The sequence below is a fragment of the Variovorax sp. CCNWLW225 genome (assembly GCF_037204045.1).
GTDB lineage: Bacteria > Pseudomonadota > Gammaproteobacteria > Burkholderiales > Burkholderiaceae_C > Variovorax.
Map to the genome: position 1 here is coordinate 196838 of NZ_JBBCBV010000004.1, position 19953 is coordinate 216790.

19 protein-coding genes are annotated in these 19953 nt (G+C 66.8%); 10 read left to right on the plus strand and 9 right to left on the minus strand.

What is annotated here, in order from left to right; translation table 11 throughout:
• Nucleotides 1-3: 3 nt before the first annotated feature.
• The 8 genes from V9L20_RS10490 to gtdA form a co-directional block, all read right to left on the minus strand.
• Complete coding sequence (locus V9L20_RS10490; protein ID WP_337296537.1) at nucleotides 4-1464, minus strand: SulP family inorganic anion transporter; 1461 nt, start codon at nucleotides 1462-1464, stop codon at nucleotides 4-6.
• 550 nt (nucleotides 1465-2014) lie between these two features.
• Nucleotides 2015-2893, minus strand: a complete 879-nt coding sequence (locus tag V9L20_RS10495) for an acyl-CoA thioesterase (RefSeq protein ID WP_258503576.1) — start codon at nucleotides 2891-2893, stop codon at nucleotides 2015-2017.
• A gap of 110 nt (nucleotides 2894-3003) precedes the next feature.
• Nucleotides 3004-4365: an FAD-dependent oxidoreductase gene (locus V9L20_RS10500; protein ID WP_337296538.1), complete on the minus strand. Its 1362-nt coding sequence runs from the start codon at nucleotides 4363-4365 to the stop codon at nucleotides 3004-3006.
• Entirely contained in the window at nucleotides 4365-5342 is a 978-nt protein-coding gene (locus tag V9L20_RS10505; RefSeq protein ID WP_337296539.1) for a Bug family tripartite tricarboxylate transporter substrate binding protein, read from the minus strand. The genes V9L20_RS10500 and V9L20_RS10505 overlap by 1 nt, the downstream gene beginning before the upstream one ends.
• A gap of 43 nt (nucleotides 5343-5385) precedes the next feature.
• The gene (locus tag V9L20_RS10510) at nucleotides 5386-6375 is read right to left on the minus strand and encodes a Bug family tripartite tricarboxylate transporter substrate binding protein (protein WP_337296540.1); all 990 of its coding nucleotides are present in this window, start codon (nucleotides 6373-6375) and stop codon (nucleotides 5386-5388) included.
• A gap of 73 nt (nucleotides 6376-6448) precedes the next feature.
• A complete protein-coding gene (locus tag V9L20_RS10515) occupies nucleotides 6449-7729 on the minus strand; it encodes a 3-hydroxybenzoate 6-monooxygenase (RefSeq protein WP_337296541.1) in 1281 nt (426 codons plus the stop codon).
• A 28-nt stretch (nucleotides 7730-7757) separates the two neighbouring features.
• Nucleotides 7758-8462, minus strand: coding sequence for a fumarylacetoacetate hydrolase family protein (locus V9L20_RS10520; protein ID WP_258503570.1), 705 nt, complete (start codon nucleotides 8460-8462; stop codon nucleotides 7758-7760).
• Nucleotides 8463-8536: 74 nt separating this feature from the next.
• Nucleotides 8537-9622 (minus strand): gentisate 1,2-dioxygenase, encoded by a 1086-nt coding sequence (gene gtdA, locus V9L20_RS10525; RefSeq protein WP_258503569.1) that lies wholly within the window; start codon nucleotides 9620-9622, stop codon nucleotides 8537-8539.
• A gap of 147 nt (nucleotides 9623-9769) precedes the next feature.
• Between gtdA and V9L20_RS10530 the strand changes: the two genes are divergently transcribed.
• The 6 genes from V9L20_RS10530 to V9L20_RS10555 all read left to right on the plus strand — a co-directional run bounded on the left by V9L20_RS10530 (nucleotide 9770) and on the right by V9L20_RS10555 (nucleotide 13837).
• Nucleotides 9770-10666 (plus strand): LysR family transcriptional regulator, encoded by an 897-nt coding sequence (locus V9L20_RS10530; RefSeq protein WP_337296542.1) that lies wholly within the window; start codon nucleotides 9770-9772, stop codon nucleotides 10664-10666.
• 94 nt (nucleotides 10667-10760) lie between these two features.
• A complete protein-coding gene (locus V9L20_RS10535) occupies nucleotides 10761-11207 on the plus strand; it encodes an acyl-CoA thioesterase (protein ID WP_258503566.1) in 447 nt (148 codons plus the stop codon).
• 93 nt (nucleotides 11208-11300) lie between these two features.
• Nucleotides 11301-11804 carry a phasin family protein gene (locus tag V9L20_RS10540; protein WP_157611632.1) on the plus strand — a complete coding sequence of 168 codons (504 nt, stop codon included), beginning with the start codon at nucleotides 11301-11303 and terminating at the stop codon, nucleotides 11802-11804.
• 147 nt (nucleotides 11805-11951) lie between these two features.
• Complete coding sequence (locus V9L20_RS10545; RefSeq protein WP_258503565.1) at nucleotides 11952-12656, plus strand: TetR/AcrR family transcriptional regulator; 705 nt, start codon at nucleotides 11952-11954, stop codon at nucleotides 12654-12656.
• A gap of 6 nt (nucleotides 12657-12662) precedes the next feature.
• A complete protein-coding gene (locus tag V9L20_RS10550) occupies nucleotides 12663-13505 on the plus strand; it encodes a hypothetical protein (RefSeq protein WP_258503564.1) in 843 nt (280 codons plus the stop codon).
• Between the two features lie 74 nt (nucleotides 13506-13579).
• On the plus strand, nucleotides 13580-13837 hold the full coding sequence (locus tag V9L20_RS10555; RefSeq protein WP_258503563.1) for an acyl-CoA-binding protein: 258 nt from the start codon (nucleotides 13580-13582) through the stop codon (nucleotides 13835-13837).
• Between the two features lie 93 nt (nucleotides 13838-13930).
• Here the strand turns inward: V9L20_RS10555 and V9L20_RS10560 are convergent, their stop codons facing one another.
• On the minus strand, nucleotides 13931-15187 hold the full coding sequence (locus V9L20_RS10560; protein WP_337296543.1) for a CaiB/BaiF CoA transferase family protein: 1257 nt from the start codon (nucleotides 15185-15187) through the stop codon (nucleotides 13931-13933).
• A gap of 295 nt (nucleotides 15188-15482) precedes the next feature.
• Here V9L20_RS10560 and V9L20_RS10565 point away from each other — a divergent pair, with 295 nt between their 5' ends.
• From V9L20_RS10565 to V9L20_RS10580, 4 genes are all read left to right on the plus strand, one after another.
• The gene (locus V9L20_RS10565; protein ID WP_337296544.1) at nucleotides 15483-16373 is read left to right on the plus strand and encodes an AraC family transcriptional regulator; all 891 of its coding nucleotides are present in this window, start codon (nucleotides 15483-15485) and stop codon (nucleotides 16371-16373) included.
• Nucleotides 16374-16487: 114 nt separating this feature from the next.
• Nucleotides 16488-17408, plus strand: coding sequence for an ABC transporter substrate-binding protein (locus V9L20_RS10570; RefSeq protein ID WP_337296545.1), 921 nt, complete (start codon nucleotides 16488-16490; stop codon nucleotides 17406-17408).
• Between the two features lie 12 nt (nucleotides 17409-17420).
• Nucleotides 17421-18932 carry a sugar ABC transporter ATP-binding protein gene (locus V9L20_RS10575; protein ID WP_337296546.1) on the plus strand — a complete coding sequence of 504 codons (1512 nt, stop codon included), beginning with the start codon at nucleotides 17421-17423 and terminating at the stop codon, nucleotides 18930-18932.
• Nucleotides 18929-19909, plus strand: coding sequence for an ABC transporter permease (locus V9L20_RS10580; RefSeq protein ID WP_337296547.1), 981 nt, complete (start codon nucleotides 18929-18931; stop codon nucleotides 19907-19909). Before V9L20_RS10575 ends, V9L20_RS10580 begins: the two co-directional genes overlap by 4 nt.
• Nucleotides 19910-19953 lie beyond the last annotated feature (44 nt).

The window sequence follows — 19953 nt, forward strand, 5'->3', positions numbered from 1 at the left end:
AGCTCATTCGGGCGCCGCGTCGAGCCGCAGGATCAGATCGCGGCTGGCCTGGTTGAGCCCCACGACCTCGACCGCACTGCCGTGCTTGCGCAGGCGCTCGACCACCTTGTTCAGTGCAGCCACCGCGGTCACGTCCCAGAAGTGCGCCTGCGACACATCGATGTGCACCGGCGCGCCGTCGATCTCGCGCACGTCGAAGGCATCCACCAGCATGTCGGCCGATGCGAAGAACACCTGGCCGCTCACCCGGTAGAGGCGCATGCCGCCTTCATCAACGGCCTCCGCATGCACGTGCAGCAGGCGCGCAACCTTGAAGGTGAAGAACACGCCGCTCAGCATTACGCCGGTCGCCACGCCCGCGGCCAGGTTGTCGGTGGCGACCGTGACGGCCACCGTCGCGAGCATGACGGCGCTGGACATGCGCGGATGGCGCACCAGCGTGCGCAGCGAACTCCAGTCGAAGGTCGAGGCCGACACCATCACCATGATGGCCACCAGCGCCGCTACCGGCACCTGCGACACCCAAGGTTTGAGCAGCACCATGAGAATCAGCAGGAAGACCCCGGCGAACAGCGTCGACAGCCGGCCGCGCCCGCCGTAGCGCACGTTGCTCACGGTTTGGCCGATCATTCCGCAGCCCGCAATGCCGCCGAAGAAGCTGGCTGCCACATTGGCGATGCCCAGGCCGCTGCATTCGCGATTCTTGGAGCTCGGCGTGTCTGTAAGGTCGTCCACGACGCTGGCGGTCATCATCGATTCGAGCAGGCCGACCATCGCGATGGCGAAGGCTGGCAGGGCAATGATGCGCAGCGTGTCGAGCGACATGGGCACCGACAGCCACGCAAAGGCGGGCAGTGCATCGGGCAAGTGGCCCAGGTCGGCCACGGTCTTGAGCGGCAAGCCCAGCCAATGGCCCACCAGCGTGATCACCACGATGCACACCAGCGGCGAAGGCACGGCAGTGGTGATGCGCGGCAGCAGGTAAATGATGACAAGCCCCAGCCCCACCATGGCCCAGGTGGCCGTGTTGGCGCCGATGAAGTGCGGCATTTGCGCCGCAAAGATCAGGATGGCCAGCGCGTTGACGAAGCCCGTGCGCACCGATGTGGAAACGAAGCGCATCAGCACGCCGAGCCGCAACAGGCCGAACACGATCTGTATGGCCCCGGCCAGCACGCCGGCTGCCAGCAAGTAAGGCAGCCCGTGCGCATGCACCAGCGGCGCAGCCACGAGCGCCACTGACCCTGCAGCGGCCGAAACCATGGCCGGCCGACCCCCGGCAAAGGCAATGACGATGCTGATGACGAACGAAGCAAACAGCCCGACGGCCGGATCGACACCGGCCACGAAAGAGAAGGCGATGACTTCGGGAATGAGGGCGAAGGTGGCGACGGCGCCGGCCATCAACTCGCGCGGAATGCTCGGGAACCATTCGGCTCGCAAGCGGCTGTGTGAAGAAGACATGAGAAAAGTAGAACGGCCCCGTCTCCTTCCGCTGGGCGATAGGGACAAGACACGAGCAGAAAGGCGGGCCGGCTGTCAGCCCGATGGGTGTCGCGGGAGCCGGTGGCCGCCGCGCGTCAATGCGCAACCGTCAGGGAGGCGTCGGTCGCGAGCAGCCCGACTGCCGGCGACGAATGGGAAAGCGGGGCATCCTGGGACACATGCATGCAATTGTAGAGAGCGCAACTGGCGACTAGCCACACGCAACCATGTAGCGGGGGCGCGCAGGCTGGGCTCTTGTTCAGGGCACGTGCAAAGGCCACCGGGTACTCCCCTCCGCGAATGTCCCCCGGGGCTGCGCCCCTCCTCCTTTATTTCGCTGCGCGGAGCACCCGATGGCCTGTGCACATGGGCACGCTGCTCGTGCAACGCCGATCAACGACCGCCGCTTAAGACGCACACGTCGATGGGGTGCCTTGCGCAGCGAAATAAAGGAGGAGGCCGCAGGCCGGGGGACATTCGCGGAGAAAGGTACCCCGTCGGCGGGTGCGCCGCCCTGAACAACAGCGCCTCAGCGCTTGACCCGCAGCATCCCCTCTTGCGCCGTAGAAGCCACAAGCCGCCCATCGCGCGAATACAGGCTGCCGCGGCACAGGCCGCGCGCCCCGCTCGCGCTCGGCGAGTCGAGGACGTACAGCAGCCAGTCGTCCATGCGGAAATCTCGGTGGAACCACATGGCGTGGTCGAGACTTGCGGGGCGCACCTGGCCGCTCATGAAGCTCAGGCCGTGCGGCAGCATGGCGGCGCGCAGCAGGCCGTGGTCGGAGGCATAGGCGAGCAGCGCGCGGTGCACCACCGGGTTGTCGGGCAGCGGCGCAATGGCGCGCATCCAGATCGCGCTTTCCGATGGGCGAACTTCCGGCGTCAACAGGTCGTCGGCCTCCACGCGGCGGTATTCAATGCCGTGCGGCTCCAGGCCCTTGATGCGCCAACGCTCGGGCAACCGGTCGCCGAGCGCGATACGCTGGTCGAGTTCACTCACCAGGCCTTCGGGGCCTTGCACCGTTGGCATGGTGAACTGGTGTTCAACGCCTTCGTCCACTGTTTGGAAGGACGCCGACATCTCGAAAATGATGCGCTCCTGCTGGCGCGCCACCACGTGCCGCGTGGTGAAGCTGCGGCCGTCGCGCACGCGGTCCACGCTGTATTCGATGGGCGCATGCTCGCCCGGCAGCAGGAAGTAGGCATGCATCGAATGCACGGGCCGGTCGGCGCCGACCGTGAGGCTTGCAGCCGCCAGCGACTGGCCAAGCACCTGGCCGCCGAACACGGCGGGTGTGCCGATGTCTTCGCTCTGGGCCAGGAATTTGTCGCCGCCCAGCGGCTCGAGCTGCATGAGCGCGACGAGTTCGTCGACAAGGCGGGCGGCGGTGGCGGGGTCGGTGGTCATCTGAAGAAAGGGCTGCAGGCGTCAGCAAAAAGAATCAACCCGCAACCATAGCAAAGCCCGGGCCCGCGGGCTGTCGCGGGCCGGTCAGCGCGAGTCCGCGCCCCGCAGGCTCAGCGGTCGAGATCGACGCCGTCGGCCGCCAGCTTCTCTTGCAATGCCGGCACATCGACGTCCGCAAACCGGACACCGCTGCCCAGCGAAGCCGCCGCCGTTCCCGCGGCTTGCCCCATCACAAAGCAACCGCCGCTCGCACGCGCGGCCGACTGGCCCTCGTGCGTCATGGCGGCGCAGCGGCCGGCCACCAGCAGGTTATCGACAGTGCGCGGCACGAGCATGCGCCAGGGCAGCTGGTTGTAGGTGCGGTTTTCGTCGCGCGGAAAGGCCCATTCAATGCGGCCGTCGGCATGCATTTCCATCGGCCATGCATTGATGCCGATGCTGTCGTCGAACGCGGCCGAAGAGAGGATGTCCTCGCCGGTCAGCGCATAGAGGCCTTCGATGCGGCGCGTTTCGCGGATGCCGACCTGCGGCGCAATCTCGACGATGGCCGACTTTGCAAAACCCGGCACCTCGGCCTTCATGAACTTGAAGTACTCGGCAATCTGGCGCCGCCCTTCGAGCTCGCCTTCGGTGAGTTCGCGTGCATCCACGCCATTCATCGCGCGGCCCGCGGCATTGCGGATCTGCGTGACGTTGGCGCGCCATTCGCGCGGATCGATGTTGGGCCGCAGGATCGCGCCTTCGCGCGGAAACTTGTACTTGCCGGGCTTCTGCTGCTGCACCGCGGCCATCAGGTCGTTGATGGCCTTGAACTCGCCGACGGCCGCAAGGGCCGGCTCGGCATCGACCTGGCCGACGCGGAACATCGTGGTCGGGAACAGGCCGCTGCCGTGGCCGTCGCCCACTTCGAAGGGCACGCCCGCAAAGGCGGCCACATCGGCGTCGCCGCTCGCGTCGATGAAGGCGTTGGCGCGAATGGCCTGCCGGCCCGACTTGGTTTCGACCACCAGCGCCGCGATGCGGTCGCCGTCGCGCACCACCGCGGCTGCCCATGCGTGGAACAGCAGGTTCACGCCGGCATCGAATAGCAACTGGTCGGCCGCGATCTTGTAGGCCGAGGTGTCATACGAACGCACGCGGATGCGGCCCTGCATGCCGTCCTGCGGCTTGTTGAGGCCGCCCAGCGCGTCGATGCGCGCGAGCAGGTCGTCGACCACGCCGCGCACCAGCAGCGTCATTTCGCCGTTGCGCTTGCCGTACAGGCCCGCGAAGTTGGTTACGCCGCCCGCGGTGCCCATGCCGCCGAGAAAGCCGTAGCGCTCCACCAGCAGCGTGCTGGCGCCGCGCCGCGCCGCGCTCACGGCGGCGGCAATGCCGGCGGGGCCGCCGCCAACCACCACCACGTCGTATTCGCCGAAGACCGGCAGTTCGCGCGCCGGTTCAGTGAGGGTGTTCTGCTTGGCTGCTGTCATCACTGGATCTTGATGCCGCGGGCCGAAATGATCTTGGTCATGATCGCTGCTTCTTCCTTCACACGCAGGCGCATGCCGTCCGGCGAGGTGCCGACTGCCTGCCAGCCCTGCTCGAAGAGCTTCTGGCGCACTTCGGGCTGCTTCATGATGGTTTCGACCTCGCGGCTGAGGCGGGCCTGCGCGGTCTTGGAAAGGTTGGCGGGGCCGAGCAGCGCCACCCACACTTCGAGCGAAAAGTCGCGCACACCGGCGTCGGCCAGCGGCGGCAGCTCGGGCACCAGCGTGCTGCGGCCGCCCGTGAGGCCGATGGCCTTGAGCTTGCCGGCGCGCACCTGGGGCATGGCCACACCCGGGGGAATGAGGGCCATCTGGACCTGGTCGCCCAGCATGGCGGTCACGACCTGCGGGTTGCCCTGGTAAGGCACGTGCTCGGCGTTGAAGCCGGGCACGCGGCTCTTGAGCAGTTCCATGCCCAGGTGGCCGACCGAGCCAACGCCCACCGAGCCGTAGTTCCACTTGTCGCCGCCCTTGCGGGCTGCATCGAAGAAGGCGGTGCCCGAAGGCAGGCTGTTCTGCGCCACCAGCACCAGCGGCGCCGTGGCAATCAGCGAGAGGTAGGTGAAGTCTTTGGCCGGGTCGTAGGGCAGCCGCGGATACAGCATCTTCGACGAGGTGAGATTGCCGTTGATGACGATGCCCAGTGTGTGGTCGTCATTGGCCTTGGCCACGATGTCGGCCGCGATGTTGCCCGAGGCACCGGGCTTGTTGTCTACCACCACGGGCTGGCCGAGCGCCTTGGCCAGCGGCTCGGCGATGGTGCGGGCGGCGATGTCGGGCGTGGAGCCGCCCGGAAAGCCCACGAGCAGGCGAATCGGCTTGGTCGGCCAGGCATTGGTCTGTGCACGGGCCGCCAGCGGCAGCGCGGTGGCGGCAGCCAGGCCGCAGGCGATCAGGAGGGCTCTCTTGGTTGCTTGCATGGAAGGTGACAAAGGAGAATGTGAAAAAACGTAATGATGACAGCTACTCAAGGCTGATGTTGCCCCGGCGGACCAGGTCGCCATACACCTTGGACTTGGCCTCGGCGTTGCGCTCGATTTCTTCCGGCGACCAAGCCAGCGACTCGAAGGCGAAGGTGTCGAAGCGGGCGCGGATCTCGGGGTCGGCAATCACCTTGGCCACGTCGGCGTTGATTTTGGCCTTGACCGCCGCCGGCACGCCCTTGGGCGCGAGCAGCGAGACAAAAGAGTTCACCTCGAGCGACGCCGGCCCGCCCGCCTCGGCCATGGTGGGCACATCGGGCATCTGGGGAATGCGTTTCGGTGCCGCCACGGCGATGTAGCGCAGCTTGCCGGCCTTGTAGATGCCCTGGCTCGACGGAATGCTCGCAAAGGCCCACGGCACTTCGCCGGTGCCCACGTTCGAATACAGCTGCGACACCTCGCGGTACGGCGCATGCCGCATGCGGATGCCCGTGAGCGCCTCGAGCTGCTGCGCGCCCAGGTGGCCCGGGCTGCCCACGCCCCATGATCCATACACCATCGCCTCGGGGTTGGCCTTGGCTTCGGCGATCAGGTCGCCCATGTTCTTCAGCTTCGATTCGCTCGAAACCGCCACGAAAAACGGCGTGCGAAACAGCGAAGCCACCGGGTCGAAATGCTGCAGCGTGACGAAGTTGCGCGACTTGTACAGGTGCGGCAGCGCGGCGACGTGCTCGCTGTCGAGCTGCAGCAGCGTGTAGCCGTCGGGCGCCGCGCGCCGCGCCTGGTCGATGGCGATGAAGCCGCCGCCACCCGGCCGGTTATCGACCACCACGCGCTGGTTCCACAGGCGAGAGAGCTTGTCGGAGACGAGGCGCAGCACCGCGTCGGGCCCGCTGCCGGCGGCAAAGGGTGTGACCAGCGTCACTGGCTTGCTCGGATAGTCGCTCGCCTGCGCCAGGGCGCCGGTGCCGAGAACGGCGGTGGCCGCGGCAAGCACGCCTGCCAGCAATGCGCGTGAAGAAAAGTTCATTGTCGGTTGTCTCCTGGGCCTGTGGCCTCGAATAGTGATGACGCGGAAAAAATCGGTTGATCGTCGGTGTCAGTCAGTGCGGCGAAAGCACGGCCGCGGCGTCGGCGCCCGCTATCGCCATCGGTCGCAGCCGTTCCGGCGCATCGTCCAGGCAGTGCTCGGGCCGCCAGGCGTAGAGCCATTCGACCGCATCGTAGAAGCGTTCGGGCGTGCGGCCTACCCAGAGGCTGTTGCGCACCAGCCGCTCCACGCCCTTGGCGTGATACAGGCGCCCCATTTCGCGCACCGACAGCACCACGCGGGCGGTGCGCGGAATGCGCGCGGCCTCGTAGAGTTTGAAGGCGGCGGGCATGTCGAAATTGCAGGCCTGCACCGCGGCGCCGAGCGTCACCGCGTCTTCGATCGCCATGCAGGCGCCCTGCGCAAGGTACTGCATCATCGGGTGGGCGGCGTCGCCGAGCAATGTGGCGGGGCCTTCGCTCCAGCGCTCCACAGGGTCGCGGTCGGCGGTGCTCCAGCGCCGCCACGAGGTCGGCCGGTCGAGCAGTTGGCGCGGGCGCGCATGCACGCCCTCGAAGTACGAAAGCACTTCTTCCTTGCTGCCGTCGGAAACCCCCCACTCTTCCTGCTCGCGGCTGTGGAAGGTGACGACAAGGTTGTATTGCTCACCATGCCGCAGCGGATAGTGCACCAGGTGGCAGTTGGGCCCTGCCCAGACCACAGGCGCGTTCCACCGCAGGTCGGCCGGCATGTCGGCCACCGGCACCACCGCGCGGTACACCACATGGCCCGAAACGCGCGGTTCATCGCCGACGAGCTGGGCGCGCACCACCGATTTCACGCCGTCGCAGCCCACGATGGCGTCGGCCGTGAAGCGCCGGCCGTCGCGCGTGACGGCGACCGCGCCTTGCGTCTTGCCACCGCCGATGTCGATCGACTCGACCTGCGCCGAGGTGTGAAAGCGAATGAGCGGATGCTGCTTCACCGCCTCGTGAATGGCGCCATGCAGGTCGGCGCGGTGGCTCACCGCATACGGATTCCTGAAGCGCGCGCGGAAGGCCTCGCCCACGGGCACCGAAGCGACCTCTGCGCAATCGACGGCATCCATCATCACCAGCCGGTCGGTAAACACCGAGTTGCGGCGCACCGCCTCGCCCACGCCCAGCGCATCGAGCGCCGCAAAGGCATTGGGCCCGAGCTGCAGGCCGGCGCCGATCTCGCCGATGGTGGCGCTCTGCTCGAGCAGGTCGATGGAAACACCGAGGCGCGCCAGCGCCAGCGCGGCCGCCATGCCGCCGATGCCGCCGCCGACGAGCAGCATGCGGGGTGGGTTCTTCGTGGGAGATGTGCTCATTGCAAGACCTCTTCTGCGCGGCGTTCCGTCAATCGATGCGCACGGTGAGCGAGGGGAGCTTGTCGATGCTCACCTTGAGCGTCTGACCGGGCTTGACCGCGCCCACACCTTCGGGCGTACCCGTGAAGATCAGGTCGCCGGGCTGCAGCGCGAAGAGCGTCGAGAGATTGGCGATCACCTCGTTCACCGACCAGATCAGGTGCGTGATGTCGCTGTTCTGCCGCACTTGGCCGTCGACCTCGAGCGTGATGGCGCCGGCATTGATCTCGCCCACGTCGGCCAGCGTGCGCAGCGGCGCAATGGGCGCCGAAAAGTCGAAGGCCTTGCCGATTTCCCACGGCCGGCCGGCTTCGCGCATTTTCATCTGCAGGTCGCGGCGGGTCATGTCCAGCCCGACGGCATAGCTGTGGATATGGCTGGCCGCCTGTTCCACCGGGATGTTCTTGCCGCCCTTGCCGATGGCCACGACGAGTTCGGCTTCGTAGTGGTAGTTGCTGGTGAGCGGCGGATACGGAATGGCGCCGGTTTCGCCTTCGGCCACTGGCACCACCGAGGCGTCGTCGTTGGGCTTGCAGAAGAAGAACGGCGGTTCGCGGTCGGGGTCGAAGCCCATCTCGCGCGCATGCGCCGCGTAGTTGCGGCCCACGCAGTAGACGCGGCGCACCGGAAACAGGTCGCTCGAACCCACGATGGGCAGGCCGACAATGGAAGGAGGCGTGAAGACGAAGGACATGAGGGCTCCTGCCGCGCGGGGCGGCACGTGTCGAGAAAAAGAAAGAAGAAAAGGAAGAGAAGTGAGGCCGGCTTTCAGGCGTCTTCGAGAAAGGCTTCGCGCAGCACGCCCATGGCCTGCTGCACCGGACGGTCCGAGAAGCTGAAGAGCACCACGTCTTCGCCTGCTGCCGAAAGGCGCAGCGGCGCCCACGACGGCACGACGAAGGTGTCGCACGGGCCGAATTCGAAGCGCTGGCCGGCGATGTGTGCCGTGCCGCGGCCCTCGACCACGCTGTAGACGGCGCCGTCGGTGGCGCGGTGCGTCTTGCCTGCAAAGCCCTTGGGCAGCAGTTGCAGGTGGGTGCCGATGGTGGGCATCGGCGCACCGCCGGTCAACGGGTTGATGTAGCGCAGCTTGTGGCCCAGCCAGGCATCGGGCGCTTCCTGCTTCTGCAGCAGAGCCAGCGCCTCGCGGCTGCGGGCATAGGGGTAGTTGAAGATCGGCGAGGTGGGCGACACGTGGTCGTGGCGCACCGGCACCATGTTGTGGCCGAAGCGCGCGAGGCTGTTGCCCTCGGGGCGGGCCACGTGCTGCACCTTGGCGTCGTCGTTCTCGGCAAAGCCGGCGTCGAAGAAGCGCAGCATCGGAATGTCCAGCCCGTCGAGCCACACCACCGGCTCCACCGTGCCGCCGACGCCCTCGTTGCCATGGTCGTGCCAGGCCCATGAAGGCGTGATGATGAAGTCGCCGGGGTACATGGTGGTGCGCTCGCCGCCCACCGTGGTGTAGGCGCCCTTGCCGTCGACGATGAAGCGCAGCGCCGACTGCACGTGGCGGTGCGAAGGCGCCACCTCGCCCGGCATGATGAGCTGCAGGCCCGCGTAGATCGACTGGGTGATGGACGAGTTGCCGGGCAGCGCCGGGTTTTCGAGCACGAGCACGCGGCGCACTGCTTCTTCGGCCGTGATGAGGTCGGCCGATTCCATCAGCAGCGGGCGGATTTCGTCGTAGCGCCAGAGCGCCGGCACGCACGGCGTGGTGGGCTCGCGCGGCACCAGGGCGTGCAGCGACTCCCACAGCGGCGTGAGATTCAGCGGGCGGATGCGCTCGTAGTAGTCGCGGCGCTCGGCGGCGTTGGCGTGGGCCGGGGCGGCTGGTTTCTGGGCTGGTGGATTCATGGCGGTTCGGCCCTTGGCGCGGCCTTTTGTCTCCGGGGGAGCGGTTATCTTCCGCCGGCACTACTATTGGCGCAAGGCAGCCGAGCCGATAGCTGCGATCCTGTTTTTCGATAGTGGTGGCTTCATTGGCCGCCAAGGAGATGTTTCATGGCCCAGCTCGATCTCGAATGGCTGCTGGTTTTCGACGAGGTCTACAAGACGGCGAACGTGTCGAGCGCGGCCGAGCGGCTGGGCATTTCCCAATCGGCGGCCAGCACGGCGCTGGCCCGGTTGCGAACGCACTTCGGCGACAAGCTGTTCGTGCGCACCTCGCGCGGCATGGAGCCCACGCCCTATGCGCGGCAGATCCAGCCGCTGGTGCTGGGCATCCTCGACCGGCTGAACCGGGCCAAGGGCGGCCGCGCCAGCTTCGACCCGGCCACCGCGGCGCGCAGCTTTCGCATCTGCATGACCGACATCAGCGAGGTGGTGCTGCTGCCGGGCCTGCTCGACCATCTGCGGCATGCGGCGCCGGGGGTGCGCATCGAAACCGAGATCATCTCGACCGACAGCGGCCGGCGGCTGGAAGACGGCGCGGTCGACCTGGCCGTGGGCTTCATGCCGCAGCTCGACGCGGGCTTCTACCAGCAGACGCTCTTCATGCAGAACTTCGTCTGCCTGGCGGCGCGCAACCATCCGCGCATCGGCGAGCGGCTCACGCGCAGGCGCTTCGAGACCGAGGCGCATGCGGTGGTGGCCTCGTCGGGCACCGGCCACGCCATTGTCGACAAGACCATTGCGCGACTGGGCCTCAGGCGCAACGTGGTGACCAGCCTTTCGAGCTTCCTGAGCGTGGCGCGCATCGTGGCGCACACCGAACTCATCGTGATCGTGCCCAGCATCCTTGGAAAGGTGCTGGCCACGCAGGAGCCGGTGAAGCTGCTGGAGCCGCCCTTCGAGTTACCGGCCTATGCCGTGAAGCAGCACTGGCACGAGCGGTTCCATGCGGACGCGGGCAACGCATGGCTCCGGCGCACGCTGGCAGAGCTGTTCGGCGGGGGCTGAGCGTGCGCGCCGCGCCGACCGGCGGCGCGCATTTGCGGGGCCGGGCGCTCGCATAATCGGGGCTCCCACAACACAGCCCACGAAAAGGCGGCGCATGTCCTCCATCACACTTCGATTTCTGGCCGAGCCCAGCACCGTCAACTTCGGCGGCAAGGTTCATGGCGGCACCGTCATGAAGTGGATCGACGAAGCCGGCTACGCCTGCGCCACCAGCTGGGCCAAGCGCTACTGCGTGACGGCCTTCATCGGCAGCATCCGCTTTCACCACCCGATCATGATCGGCGACCTGGTCGAGGTGGAGGCCCGCCTGGCCTACACCGGCACCACCAGCATGAACATCTCGGTGGAGGTTCGCAGCGGCGACATGAAGGGCGGCACGATGGACAAGACGACCGAATGCCTGATCGTCTTCGTCTCGGTCGACTCGCACGGCCGGCCGCTGCCGGTGCAGGCGTATGTGCCGGGCACCCCGGGCGAAATGGCGCTGGCCGAACGGGCCAAGGCCCACCTGGACGCAAGCCGCGCAGCCGGAAAAGCGTAGCCCCGCCAAGGCTGCGCTCATAGACGTGAAGCTCTAAAGGCAGAGGCCTCTTGCGGCTAGAGTAGCCCGATTGTTTTCACAGGAACATTTCGCATGGCTACCCAGGACGACGAAAACGGCAACAACAAGGGCGCCGACCGCATCAAGGATTCCGCGCAGCAGATCTGGCTGGCGGGGCTCGGTGCCTTTGCCAAGATGCAGCAGGAAGGCAGCAAGGCTTTTGAGGCGCTGGTGAAAGACGGCGCCGGCATGCAGAAGAAGACCCAGGCCGCCGCCGAGGAAACGCTTGCGCAGGCACAAACGCGCATGGCCGGCTTTGCGAGCGAATTCGGCACCAAGGCCGCGGGCCAGTGGGGCAAGCTCGAAAACATCTTCGAAGAGCGCGTGGCGCGCGCCCTTGAAAAGCTGGGCCTGCCTTCGGCTGCGGACTATGCCGCGCTGCAGGCCCGCGTGGCGGCGCTCGAGGCCGAGCTGCAGCGCAGCGAGAAAAAACCGGCCGCCGCCCCCGCGCGGGCAAGCCGCAAGACCGCGGGCCGCAGTGCGGCGCCCGCTGCCGCCCCCAAGAAGACCGTGCGGCGCAGCACCAAGGCCGGCTAGGCAAGCCCAGCCGGCCATCGCGGGGTAGCCCCCCTTCTTTTTGCGGCACTGCACAACGCACGCTGCCGCAAAACTTTGCCCTGCTCAGTTCAAGGTGCGGTGTACATAAGCTAGAGTGTCCCCACAAGAGACAAAACGGGGACTGACATGGCCAAGAAGGCGCCACGCCGCACAGCGCAACGCATTCTCGAAGCCGCACTGGAGCTGTTCAACCGCTTCGGCGAGCCGAACGTCTCCACCACGCTGGTGGCGGGCGAGCTCAACATCAGTCCCGGCAATCTCTACTACCACTACCCCGCCAAGGAAGAGCTGATCAACAAGCTCTACGAGAGCTACGAGGCCGAGCTCAACGAGCTCCTGCATGCCAGCGAGGGAGTGCACGACGTGGAAGACGCCTGGTTTTTCATGCACAGCCTGTTCGAGCTGATCTGGCGCTACCGCTTTCTCTACCGCGACCTGAACGACCTGCTCAGCAAGAACCGGCACCTGGAGACGCAGTTCCAGCTGGTGCTGAAGAACAAGGCGCGCGCCATCCGCGTGCTCATCGCGGGGCTGAGCCGGGCCGGCCACCTCGACATCGACGCCCACGAGGTCGACACGCTGGCGCAGAGCATGGTGGTGGTGCTGACCTACTGGCTGAGCTACGAATACGTGCGCAATCCGCGCGAGGCGCTCGAACCCGCGCATGCGCAGGGCGCGCTGATGCGCGGCGGCCAGCACACGCTCCACCTGCTCGCGCCCTACCTCGGGAGAGACCAGCGGAGGCATTTGCTGACACTCAGCAACGCCTACAGCGGCGAAGATCCGGCAAGCGACGCGCCGTCGGTTGCACCCATCGATCTGGCGGCCTAGATGACCATGCCCCACCCAGACTTCAAACCGCTTTCGCTGATGTCCGCCGGCCCCGTGGCCGCGGCGGCACCGGCGGAACCCTGGACGCCGCTGCCCTACGCCGACGTGCCGCGCTACGACGCGAGCACGGCGCTGGCGCAGTGGCCGCGCCTTCATGCGGGGCACCCCTTGCCGCCGCCGGAGAGGGAACATCCGCTCGCCGACGGCTGGGCGCTGTACCACAGCGGGGAGTTCGAGCGCGCCGCCGCGCTCGGCCTGCTGCACGGACCCGAGGGGCTGGTGCTGGCCAACCAGGCCACCGCCATCTACGCCAACTATCTCGAGCCCCGCGAATCGGTGCGGCTTTCGATGTTCCGCCAGGTCATCGAACGCGCCGGCGCGCAGGCCACCGCCGAGCCCGACAACTGCCAGGCGCTTTACTGGCAGGCCTACGCGCTCGGCCGCTACAGCCAGGGCATCAGCGTGGCGCGCGCGCTGGCGCAGGGCCTGGGCAGCAAGCTCAAGGGCGCGCTCGAACGCGTGATCGAGCTGCAGCCGGACCACGCCGACGCGCACATCGCATTGGCCGCCTTCCATGCCGAGGTGATCGACAAGGTGGGCGCGCTGGTCGGGCGCATGACCTACGGCGTGCGGGCCGAAGCATCGGTCGAGCTGTTCGAGCGCGGCCTTGCGCTGAACCCCCATTCAGCCAGCGCGCTGATGGAATACGGCCGCGCGCTGCTCATGCTGCATGGCGACGCGCGCATGGGCGAGGCCACGCAGCTGTACGAAAAGGCCGCGGCGCTGGAGCCGGTGGATGCGAAGGAACGGCTGGACGTGGAACTGGCGCGGGCGGGACTCTCGGACTGACGCGGCGGACGGTTGGTACCCACAGGTACCGCGCCACTTAAGATGCGTACTCTTCGCTTTTCAACAGACCGCCCATGTCCGACCTCAACGCCCAATTCGAAGCCGCCCAGGCCAACTCCAAGCTGCTGGCCGAGCGCCCCGACAACCCGACGCTGCTCAAGATCTATGGCCTGTTCAAGCAGGCCACCGAAGGCGACAACACCGCCAAGAAGCCCAGCTTCAGCGACATCGTCGCCCGCGCCAAGTGGGACGCATGGACCGCGCAAAAGGGCTTGAGTGCCGATGAGGCCAAGCAGAAGTACATCGATCTGATCGAGTCGCTGCGGAACTAGGCTCTCCCCCAGTCTTCGCGCACTTCGTGTCGCTTCGCCAACCCCCTACCGGGGGCAACACCAGCGGCCCGGCAAAGCCGGTTCCGCGATGTTTCACGAAGGAGATCCGACGATCCCGCGTTCGTGGAGCGCGGCGATCTGCTCTGCGCTCAGGCCGATCTCCTTCAGCACGGCATCGGTGTCCGCGCCTAGCGCAGGCGCGTCGTGCCGGTGGCCGGCCGGCGTGAGCGACAGCTTGGGCACGAAGCCCGGCACGACCAGCGTGCTGCCGTCCGCCATCCGCACTTGCTGCAGCATGCCGCGCGCGGCGTAGTGCGGGTCGGCCGCAATGTCGGCGATGGTGTAGATGCGGCCGGCCGGTACGTGCGCCGCATCGAGCGCGGCAAGCACTTCGTCCACGGTATGCGCGGCGGTCCAGTCGCCGATGGCGGCATCGAGCATTTCCACCTGCGCCACCCTGCCCGTGTTGCCGACCAGCGCCGGATCGGCGGCAAGGTCGGGCCGGCCGATGCATTCCATCAACCGACGAAAAATGCTGTCGCCGTTGCCCGCCACGATGGCATAGCCGCCGTCGGCGCAGCGGTAGGCGTTGGTGGGCGCAATGCCGGGCAGCGCGCTGCCGGCCGCCTCGCGCACCGCACCGAAGGCGCTGTACTCGGGCAGCAGGCTTTCCATGCAGTTGAAGACGGCCTCGTAGAGCGCCACGTCCACCACTTGCCCCCTGCCCTTCGGATATTCGGTGCTCACTGTGGCATGGCGGTGCTGCATGGCCATGAGCACGCCGATCACGCCGTGCAATGAAGCCAGCGTGTCGCCGATGGACACGCCCACGCGCACCGGCACGCGGCCGGGCTCGCCCGTGAGATGGCGCAGCCCGCCCATGGCCTCGGCCACGACGCCGAAGCCCGGGCGGTCGCGGTAGGGGCCGGTCTGGCCGTAGCCGCTGATGCGCAGCATCACGAGCGCGGGGTTCGCGGCCAGGAGCTCGTCCGGCCCCAGGCCCCAGCCTTCCATGGCGCCGGGACGGAAGTTCTCGATCAGCACGTCGGCCTCGGCCGCAAGCTGTCGCACGATGGCCTGTGCCTCGGCCTGGCGCAAGTCGAGCGCCAGCGAGCGCTTGTTGCGCGACTGCACCTGCCACCAGACCGAGGTGCCGTCTTTCAGCAGCCGCCACGTGCGCAGCGGATCGCCCGCCCCGGGCGGCTCGATCTTGATGACCTCGGCGCCGAAATCGGCCAGCGTGCGTGCCGCGAAAGGCCCGGCGATGAGCTGCCCGAGCTCGACGACCTTGAGGCCGGCCAAGGGGCCGGCGGCTGTTGGCCCGGCGGGCGAAGAAGAGGTGTTGGTCATGACGCCCGAGTGTGCCGTGGCGCCGGGCAGCGCTCGTGGGGCGGGAAAACACCTATGAATTCTTGACACGGCCTCTCCCGTGTTTTCCGCAGTGCAGCAATCGCACCGCAAGAAGCGCTCTCCCCCGAGGAGAAAGGGGCTTGCTGCACCGCAATGCCTTCTCGTTGCGGCTCGCTTGAAAGTCAAAAAAGTATCAATCTCGGCTTCTATCTCTGGTTGTGGACGTCCGGGGCGATTCGTACAGTCCGCCCACTGCCATACGCTGCAAGCCACAACAAGGAGACGAGAAAACGCCATGCAACCCGATCTGGAAATCGTCGAAGTCCGCGGAGACGAATCGTTCACCGCCTGGGCCCACGGCTATCCGTATCGCACGGTGCGCTGGCATTTTCATCCCGAGTACGAAATCCAGCTGATCGTGGAAACGCGCGGCGTGTACTTCGTGGGCGACCACGTCGGGCACTTCGAGCCGGGCAACCTGGTGCTGATGGGCCCCGACCTGCCGCACAACTGGATCAGCGACGTGCCCGCGGGCCAGAGCGTCGAGCGGCGCGGCATCGTGATCCAGTTTCCGGCCGGGCTGGTGGACCGCATGGCGGGCACCTTTCCGGAGTTCGCCCGCATCGGCCCGCTGCTGGCCGAGGCCGGCTCGGGCCTTCTCTTCTCGGCGGAAACAGCGGTCACGGCCAAGCCGATCATGGAAGCGCTGCTCGAAGCACGCGGACTGCGCCGGGTGATCCTACTGCTGTCGCTGCTCGAATTGCTGGAGGGCAGCAACGACCGCCAGCGGCTCGCGAGCCCGGCGTTCAAGCCCGATCCCAAGGCGTTCATGTCGCACGCCATCAACAACGTGCTGGCGCACATCGCGGCCAACTTGGGCGACGACCTGCGCGAGCCGATGCTGGCCGAGCTGGTGGGCCAGAGCCCGAGCGCTTTCTCCCGCTCGTTCCGCAAGCACACGGGCCAGTCGTTCGTGCGCTATGTGAACCGCCTGCGCATCAGCCGCGCCTGCGAGCTGCTCACCAGCAGCGAAAAACCGGTGCTCGACGTCTGCATGGACGTGGGGTTCAACAACGTGTCGAACTTCAACCGCCAGTTCCTGCTGCACAAGCGCATGCCGCCGACGAAGTTCCGCAGTTTCCATCGCATGCAGGCCGCGGCCTCGCGTGCGGCAAATCCGCCGTAGCCGGCTTTTTTTCCCCTGTTTCCGTGCCCTCTCGGCGCGGCGCTCCGAGCGCCGCGTGGGGGCGCCTTTGCCCGAGTTTTTCGACAGCCATCACAAACCAGGAGACACAGCACCATGAAGAATTTTTTCAAAGCCACCGCCGTCCTTGCCGCGCTGGTCTGCGGCGCCTCCGCCGCGCAGGCGCAAGCCCCCAAGCAGCCGCTGCGCATCGGCATGACTTTCCAGGAGCTGAACAACCCCTACTTCGTGACGATGAAGCAGGCGCTCGAGGAAGCCGCGGCCAGCATCGGCGCAACCGTGGTCACCACCGACGCGCGGCATGACGTGTCCAAGCAGATCGGCGACGTGGAAGACATGATCCAGAAGAAGATCGACATCCTGCTGCTGAACCCGACCGACTCCACCGGCGTGCAGTCGGCGGTGCGCTCGGCCAAGAAGGCAGGCGTGATCGTGGTGGCGGTGGATGCCAATGCGCAGGGGCCGGTCGACTCATTCGTGGGCTCGAAGAACCTCGATGCAGGCCGCCTGGCCTGCGAATACCTGGCGAAGAACATCGGTGAGAAAGGCGACGTGGCCATTCTCGACGGCATTCCGGTCGTGCCGATCCTGGAGCGCGTGAAGGGCTGCCGCGAAGCGCTGGCCAAGTACCCCGGCATCAAGGTGGTGAGCACGCAGAACGGCAAGCAGGAGCGCGCCACCGCGCTCACCGTGACCGAGAACATCCTGCAGGCCAACATGGACCTGAAGGGCATCTTCAGCGTGAACGACGGCGGCTCGATGGGCGCGCTCGCCGCCATCGAGGCCAGCGGCAAGGACGTGAAGCTCGCGAGCGTGGACGGCGCACCCGAAGCCATCAAGGCCATGCAGAAGCCCAACTCGAAATTCATTGCCACCACCGCGCAATACCCGCGCGACCAGATCCGCCTGGCCATCGGCATTGCGCTGGCCAAGAAGTGGGGCGCCAACGTGCCGGCCGCGGTGCCGGTGGACGTGAAGCTGATCGACGCCGAAGGCGCGAAGACCTTCACCTGGTAACCCGCATTGGCCATGACCTCCTCCGCAGAAGAGATGCTCCGGCTGGAAGGCGTGTCCAAGCGCTTTCCGGGCGTGAAGGCGCTCTCGGGCATCGACCTTTCGATCCGCAAGGGCGAGGTGCACGCGCTGCTCGGCGAGAACGGCGCGGGCAAGTCGACGCTGATGAAGATCCTCGGCGGCATCTACCAGGCCGACGAGGGCCGCATCTTCATCGACGGCCGCGAGCGGCAGTTCGCGGGCTACGGCGATGCGATTGCGGCGGGCGTGGGCATCATCTTCCAGGAGTTCAGCCTCATTCCGTACCTGAACGCGGTGGAGAACATCTTTCTCGGCCGCTATCTGAAGAACCGGTTCGGGCTGCTCGACAGGGCCGCCATGAAGCGCTCCGCACAGTCGATCTTCGAGGAGCTGGGCGTGCAGATCGACCTCGGCGTGCCGATCTGCAGGCTCTCGGTGGCGCAGCAGCAGTTCGTGGAAATCGGCAAGGCGCTGTCGCTGAAGGCGCGGCTGCTGGTGCTCGACGAACCGACCGCCACGCTCACGCCCAACGAGGCGGGGCACCTGTTCAAGATCATGCGGGAGCTGCGCGCCAAGGGCGTGGCAATGATCTTCATCTCGCACCACCTGGATGAGATCTTCGAGGTGTGCGACCGCATCAGCGTGCTGCGCGACGGCGCGAATGCCGGGCATGCGGAGGTGGGCGCGACCGATGTGAATGCGCTGGTCGAGATGATGGTCGGCCGCAAGATCGAACACAACTTTCCGCCCAAGCCGGTGCCCGCGCCGCGCGGGCGCAAGGTGCTCGAAGTGCCGGAGATCCAGCTTGCCAAGGGCGGGCCGGTGAACAGCTTCGATCTGCACGAGGGCGAGATCCTCGGCTTTGCGGGGCTCGTGGGCTCGGGACGCACCGAACTCGCGCTGGGAATGATGGGCGCCGACCGCGTGCACCGCAAGACGGTGCTGCGCAACGGCAAGCCCGTGCGGCTCAACGACCCGACGCAGGCGCTGGAGAACGGCATCGGCCTGTTGCCGGAGAGCCGAAAGGTCGAAGGGCTGATTACCGACTTCACGATCCGCTTCAACATTTCGATGAACAACCTGGGCAAGCACAAGAGCGCCGGGCTCGTGAGCCAGAAGTCGGAGAAGCAGTCGGCCAATGAGCTCTCGAGGCGCGTGGGTGTGAAGGCCCCGGGCGTCGAGACGCGCGTGGCCACGCTCTCGGGCGGCAACCAGCAGAAGGTGGTGATTGCGCGCTGGCTCGACCACGATTGCGAAGTGCTGATCTTCGACGAGCCCACGCGCGGCATCGACGTGGGCGCGAAGGCCGAGATCTACAGCCTGATGCGCGACCTCACGCAGCAGGGCAAGGCCATCATCATGATTTCGAGCGAGCTGCCCGAGATCGTGGGCATGTGCGACCGCGTCGCCGTGTTCTCAGGCGGAGCCATCGTGGCCACGCTCGAGGGCGACTCCATCAACTCCGGCGACATCATGCGCCACGCAACCACAGGGGGCTCGCAATGAATGCAACCGCCATCCACCCCACACCGCCCACGCCCGACGGCGGATTGTTCACGCAGCTGCGCCGCTCCACGGCTTTTCTGCCGCTGGTCGGCCTGGTTGCGATCTCGGTCTTCATGATCGTTGCGACCGACAACTTTCTATCGTGGGGCAACCTGCAGAACATCGCGCTGCAATCGTCGATCAACGCGATCATCGCCGTGGGCATGACCGCCGCCATCCTCACCGGCGGCATCGATCTTTCGGTGGGCGCGGTGGTGGCGCTCTCAGGCACGCTGGCCTCGGGAATGATGGTGCAGTTCGGGCTGCCGCCGATGCTTGCGGTGCCGCTCGGGCTGGCGGTGGGCGTGGTGATCGGTCTCTTCAACGGCTATTGCGTGGCCTACCTGCGCATGCCGCCGATCATCGTGACGCTGGCCACGATGGGCATTGCACGCGGCATCGCACTCATCTACACCGGCGGCTATCCGATCGACGGATTGCCCGAGTCGTTCGCCTTTCTCGGCGGCGGCGTGCTGGCGGGCATCAAGGTGCCGATCCTCATCATGCTGGCCACCTACCTGGTTGCGTATGTGCTGCTCAATATGGCGCCGTTTGGCCGGTATGTGTATGCCATCGGCGGCAATGAGGAGGCGACGCGGCTCTCGGGCGTGCGCGTGTCACGCTACAAGCTGCTGGTGTATGCGCTGAGCGGTTTCACCGCAGCCGTGGCCGGCATCGTGCAGGCGGCGCGCGTCACGAGCGGGCAGCCCGGCGTGGGCGTGGGCTTCGAGCTCGACGCCATTGCAGCGGTGGTGATGGGCGGCACGTCCATTGCCGGCGGGCGCGGCGCCATCGTGGGCACGCTGGTCGGTGCGCTGCTGCTGGGCGTGCTGAACAACGGGCTCAACATGATCGGCGTGTCGCCGTACCTGCAATTGATCATCAAGGGCGGCATTGTCTTGCTTGCCATCTTCATCAGCCGGGAAGCCAAGCGCTGACGGCTTCGTCTTGCTCCTTCCCCCTCTGGGGGAAGGCTGGGATG

Coding starts and splice junctions, on each gene's coding strand:
- V9L20_RS10495 (WP_258503576.1), bottom strand. CDS start 2,893: ATGACCACCGACCCCGCCACCGCCGCCCGCCTTGTCGACGAACTCGTC.
- V9L20_RS10570 (WP_337296545.1), top strand. CDS start 16,488: ATGAAGAATTTTTTCAAAGCCACCGCCGTCCTTGCCGCGCTGGTCTGC.
- V9L20_RS10580 (WP_337296547.1), top strand. CDS start 18,929: ATGAATGCAACCGCCATCCACCCCACACCGCCCACGCCCGACGGCGGA.
- V9L20_RS10555 (WP_258503563.1), top strand. CDS start 13,580: ATGTCCGACCTCAACGCCCAATTCGAAGCCGCCCAGGCCAACTCCAAG.
- V9L20_RS10550 (WP_258503564.1), top strand. CDS start 12,663: ATGCCCCACCCAGACTTCAAACCGCTTTCGCTGATGTCCGCCGGCCCC.
- V9L20_RS10540 (WP_157611632.1), top strand. CDS start 11,301: ATGGCTACCCAGGACGACGAAAACGGCAACAACAAGGGCGCCGACCGC.
- V9L20_RS10545 (WP_258503565.1), top strand. CDS start 11,952: ATGGCCAAGAAGGCGCCACGCCGCACAGCGCAACGCATTCTCGAAGCC.
- V9L20_RS10510 (WP_337296540.1), bottom strand. CDS start 6,375: ATGAACTTTTCTTCACGCGCATTGCTGGCAGGCGTGCTTGCCGCGGCC.
- V9L20_RS10560 (WP_337296543.1), bottom strand. CDS start 15,187: ATGACCAACACCTCTTCTTCGCCCGCCGGGCCAACAGCCGCCGGCCCC.
- V9L20_RS10575 (WP_337296546.1), top strand. CDS start 17,421: ATGACCTCCTCCGCAGAAGAGATGCTCCGGCTGGAAGGCGTGTCCAAG.
- V9L20_RS10535 (WP_258503566.1), top strand. CDS start 10,761: ATGTCCTCCATCACACTTCGATTTCTGGCCGAGCCCAGCACCGTCAAC.
- V9L20_RS10530 (WP_337296542.1), top strand. CDS start 9,770: ATGGCCCAGCTCGATCTCGAATGGCTGCTGGTTTTCGACGAGGTCTAC.
- V9L20_RS10565 (WP_337296544.1), top strand. CDS start 15,483: ATGCAACCCGATCTGGAAATCGTCGAAGTCCGCGGAGACGAATCGTTC.
- V9L20_RS10505 (WP_337296539.1), bottom strand. CDS start 5,342: ATGCAAGCAACCAAGAGAGCCCTCCTGATCGCCTGCGGCCTGGCTGCC.
- V9L20_RS10490 (WP_337296537.1), bottom strand. CDS start 1,464: ATGTCTTCTTCACACAGCCGCTTGCGAGCCGAATGGTTCCCGAGCATT.
- V9L20_RS10515 (WP_337296541.1), bottom strand. CDS start 7,729: ATGAGCACATCTCCCACGAAGAACCCACCCCGCATGCTGCTCGTCGGC.
- V9L20_RS10520 (WP_258503570.1), bottom strand. CDS start 8,462: ATGTCCTTCGTCTTCACGCCTCCTTCCATTGTCGGCCTGCCCATCGTG.
- gtdA (WP_258503569.1), bottom strand. CDS start 9,622: ATGAATCCACCAGCCCAGAAACCAGCCGCCCCGGCCCACGCCAACGCC.
- V9L20_RS10500 (WP_337296538.1), bottom strand. CDS start 4,365: ATGACAGCAGCCAAGCAGAACACCCTCACTGAACCGGCGCGCGAACTG.